Source organism: Streptomyces cellostaticus (genome assembly GCF_001513965.1).
Lineage (GTDB): Bacteria > Actinomycetota > Actinomycetes > Streptomycetales > Streptomycetaceae > Streptomyces > Streptomyces cellostaticus.
The window spans coordinates 1-4,335 of sequence record NZ_KQ948100.1 but is presented as its reverse complement, the minus strand read 5'-3'; the positions used below and the strand labels follow the sequence as shown (position 1 = coordinate 4,335).

Sequence of the window (4,335 nt, the reverse complement as noted above, 5' to 3'; positions counted from 1 at the left end):
CGCCAACGCGGCCCGGATCACCCGCTGCTGGGAGGGCCCGTTCGGCGCCGACAGACCGTTGCTGGCCCCGTCCTGGTTGACCGCACTCCCCGCCACGACCGCCAGCACCCGGTGCCCACGAGCGCGAGCGTCGGACAGCCGCTCCAGAACCAGCATCCCGACGCCCTCGCCCCACCCGGTACCGTCAGCTGCCTCCGCGAACGGCTTGCACCGGCCATCGGCAGCCAACCCCCGCTGCCGCGCGAACTCCACGTACGCATCCGGGGTGGCCATCACCGTGACGCCACCGGCCAGCGCGATCCCGCACTCCCCAGAGCGGAGTGCCTGCGCGGCAAGGTGAATCGCCGTCAGCGAGGACGAACACGCCGTGTCCACCGACACCGCGGGACCCTGCAACCCCAGCGAGTACGCCACCCGACCCGACGCCACACTCGCCGCGGTCCCGGTCATCACATAACCGTCGGCACCGGCCTGCTCCCCAGCCTGGTAGCCCGACGCGATGATGCCGGCGTAGACGCCGGTGTCGGTGCCCCGCAGCGAACCCGGCTCGATCCCCGCGTCCTCCAGTGCCTCCCAGCAGGTCTCCAGCAACAGCCGCTGCTGGGGATCCATCCCCAACGCCTCACGCGGACTGATCCCGAAGAACTCCGCATCGAAATCACCAGCGCCGTCAAGGAAACCACCCACCCGGGCAAAAGCGGTGCTCGCATCACCGGGATCAGAGCCGTCCAGACGCTCCAGGTTCCAGTCGCGATCCACCGGGAACCCCGAGATCGCGTCGGTCCCTCCGGCGATCAACCGCCAGAAGCCCTCCGGGTCCTCGACCCCGCCCGGGAACCGGCAACCCATGCCCACGATCGCCACCGGCTCATGCTCACGTGCTTCCATGTGCCTGAGGCGCTTGCGCATCTGGACGAGTTCAGCCGACGTCTTCTTCAGGTAGTCGAAGAGCTTTTCCTGGTTTTCCATTAAAGGGCTTCCTCATCGATTCGTCGATCAAAGTCATCCGATTCCGACCCATGCAATCGGAATTCTTTGTCAAGGAAATCAAATACTTCATCAGGAGTCGCTGAATCAAGCGCTATGGAAGCGTCGTCAGACTCGTCTACCGACTGGACCTCGCCCTGCGCATCCATCCATTTGGACAGCATTCCGCGCAGGATTCTCGTGATTCCGTCGGGCGCCTCGCAGCTTGCCGCCAGGTTCAGGAGACGGGATTCGAGCTGGTTGAGCTCGGCGATCATCGGCGCCATCCCCGTCTCGCCGTCGGCGACTATTCCCGGCCGCAGGTATCCGGCGACCGCGGCCGATGTCGGGTAGTCGAAGACCAGGGTGGCGGGAAGGCTGAGGCCGGTCTCGGCCGACAGCCGGTTGCGGAGCTCCAGCGCGGTCAGGGAGTCGATCCCCATGTCCCGGAAGGCCCGCCGGGGATCAACGTCCCCAGGGCCGGCATGACCCAGAACGACGGCGACGGCAGACCGAACGATCTGCAGGACTTCCTGCTCACGCTCCTCGGGACTGAGCGCAGCCAACCGGGCCGCCAAGCCAGCCGCAGCCGCAGCCACAGCTGCGGTCGGGCGTGCGGAGACACCGGCGACCAAGCCGCGCAGCAACGGAGGCAACGGCCCCCCGGCACGCGACAACGCGGCCAAGTCCAGTCGGGCCGGGACCGCCAACGGCGTACCCAACGCGGCGGCAGCCTCGAACAGCGCCAGGCCCTGACCGGTCGTCATCGGCTGGATACCGCCGCGACGCAGGCGAGACAGACCGGTGCCGTTGAGATGCCCGGTCATCTCCGAGGTCTGAGCCCACAGGCCCCACGCCAGCGACTGACCAGCCAGCTGCCGATCGCGACGGTAGGCGGCCAGCGCATCCAGGAACGCATTGGCGGCGGAATAGCTTCCCTGCCCCGGGCTCCCCAGAATGGCAGCTGCCGAGGAGTACAGCACGAACCCGGCCAGGCCCGTGCCCTCGGTCAACTCGTGCAGGTTCCACGCCGCATCCGCCTTGGCCGCCAGCACCGTCGCCATCCGCTCAGGCGTCAGCGACTCCACGGTGGCGTCGTCGATCACCCCGGCGGCGTGCACCACCGCGGTCAGCGGCCGCTCAGCCGCGATCTTGGCCAGCACCGGGGCGAGGGCGTCGCGGTCGGCGGCGTCGCCGGCCTGGACCCGCACCTCCGCACCCGACCGTGCCAACTCCGCGACCAGGCGGGCAGCCCCCGGCGCGGCGGGGCCGCGCCGCGACATCAGCACCAGGTGCCGCATGCCACGGTCGTCCACCAGGTGCCGAGCCAACTCCCCGCCCAGCGTTCCGGTTCCACCCGTGACCAGGACGGTGCCCTGCCGGTCCCACTCGGCGGGCGCGGTCCCGGGCTCCTCCGTCCCGGCCCGGGCCAGCCGCCGACCGAACGCCGCGACTCCCCCGCCGTCAGTAGCGGGACGGACGCAGACCTCAGGCTCGTCGGCATCCAGCACCGCAGCCAGGACGGTGTCCACGTCAGCGTCGTGGGTGGGGTCCAGGCCGGCTGACGGGTCGACATCGACCAGCAGCAAACGACCCGGGTGCTCCGACTGCGCCGAGCGGACCAGGCCCGCCACCGCCGCGCCGGCCAGATCCTGCCCAGCAGCCACACCCTGGATCCAGATCACCAACCGCGCATTGTCGGTCTCGGGATCGGCCAGCCACTGCTGCACCCAACCCAACACCGTCGCGGCAGCCAGCTGAGCCGCCTGCGGCGCCGAAGCCCCCGACGGGGCAGCCGGCACGGCCGCAACAACCACCGGCGCCAACTCAGACTCGACCGACTCACCATGCCGCGCCCACTCCACTGCGGCAGTCGAAGCCTGCGCCGCCAGCGGGACCCAGTCCACCGTGAACAGCGACTGCCGCACCTGCCGACCAGACCCAGCAAGCTGACCGGCCGAAGCCTCACGCAGCGCCAACGACCGCGCCTCCAACACCGGCTGACCGACACCGTCGAACGCCGTCACCGAGACGCCGCCCGACCCGGGTGCCAAGACCACTCGCAGATGGCGGGCACCGCCGGCCAGCAGCCGCACCCCCGACCACGCAAACGGCAACCCAGTCCCACCACTGCCGTCACTGGCAGCCAGCAGACCTTGCAGAGCGGCGTCGAGCAGAGCGGGATGCAAGCCGAACCCGGCAACATCCGCTTCCGCGGCCTGGGGCAGCTCCACCTCGGCGTAGACGGTGTCCCCGGCACGCCACACCTGACGCAAGCCCTGGAACGCCGGCCCGTAGCCGTAGCCCCGCTGTGCGAGCTTCTCGTAGGCGTCGTCAACTGGAACAGGCTCCACGCCGGCCGGAGGCCAAGCGGCCAGCGGGGCCGGGGCAGGCTCACTGCCAGCAGGAGCCAGCGCGCCGACCGCGTGCCGAACCCATTCGCCCTCCCCCTCGCGCGACGAGACGGTGACCGTCCGCCGACCACTGTCGCCGTCGCTGTCGCCGACCTGGATCTGCAACTGCACGCCACCGGAGCCAGGAAGGACCAGCGGCTCCTGAAGCGTCAACTCCTCCAGGACACCGCACCCGGCCAGGTCCCCGGCGTGGACCGCCAGGTCCACAAACGCGGTACCGGGCAGCAGGACCGTGCCGTGGACCGCGTGATCGGCCAGCCACGGCATCGCGGCCAGCGACAAACGGCCCGTCAACACCAGCCCATCACCCTCGGCCAGCCACACCGCCGCCGCCAACAATGGGTGCCCGGAACGCTGCTGACCAGCCGACGAAGCGTCCCCACGACCCGTGACAGCCTTCGGCCAGTAGCGCTGACGCTGGAACGGATACGTCGGCAGGCCGACCTTCCTCGCGCCATCGGCGGTCACCGCGGCCCAGTCCACCGCGACACCAGCCGCATACGCACCAGCCAGCGCGGACAACCACCGCCCACGCCCGCCATCGCCGCGCTGCAAACTGGCCGCCGCCACCAGATCCTCACCGGCCTGCGCAATAGCCATACCCAGCACCGGATGCGGACTGACCTCCACAAACACCCGGTGGCCCTCCACCGCCAGCGCGGCAATGACCTCACCGAACCGCACCGTCTGACGCAGGTTCCGGTACCAGTACCCGCCATCCAGCTCAGCGGTATCCACCACCCGCGCTTCAAGCGTGGAGTAGAACGGCACCGGGCTACTGCCCGCAGACACCCCGGCCAGGTCCTCGGCCAGACGGTCCCTGACCGCCTCGACGTGCGCGGTGTGGGAGGCGTAGTCGACCGCGATCTGCCGGGCACCGCGATCGGCGTAGGCGTCCGCGAACTGAACGCATGCCTGCGCGTCTCCGGCCACCACCACCTGCCGGGGGCCATTC

At 70.1% G+C, this 4,335-nt stretch carries 2 protein-coding genes; both read right to left on the bottom strand.

The features are described from left to right. Window positions 1-969, bottom strand: a 969-nt coding sequence (locus tag AQI88_RS42180; RefSeq protein WP_208616101.1) for a beta-ketoacyl synthase N-terminal-like domain-containing protein, incomplete at its 3' end; no start/stop codon positions are given. Next, window positions 969-4,335 (bottom strand): SDR family NAD(P)-dependent oxidoreductase (locus tag AQI88_RS42175; RefSeq protein WP_159050603.1); only part of this gene is annotated, 3,367 nt, incomplete at its 5' end. The genes AQI88_RS42180 and AQI88_RS42175, both read right to left, overlap by 1 nt.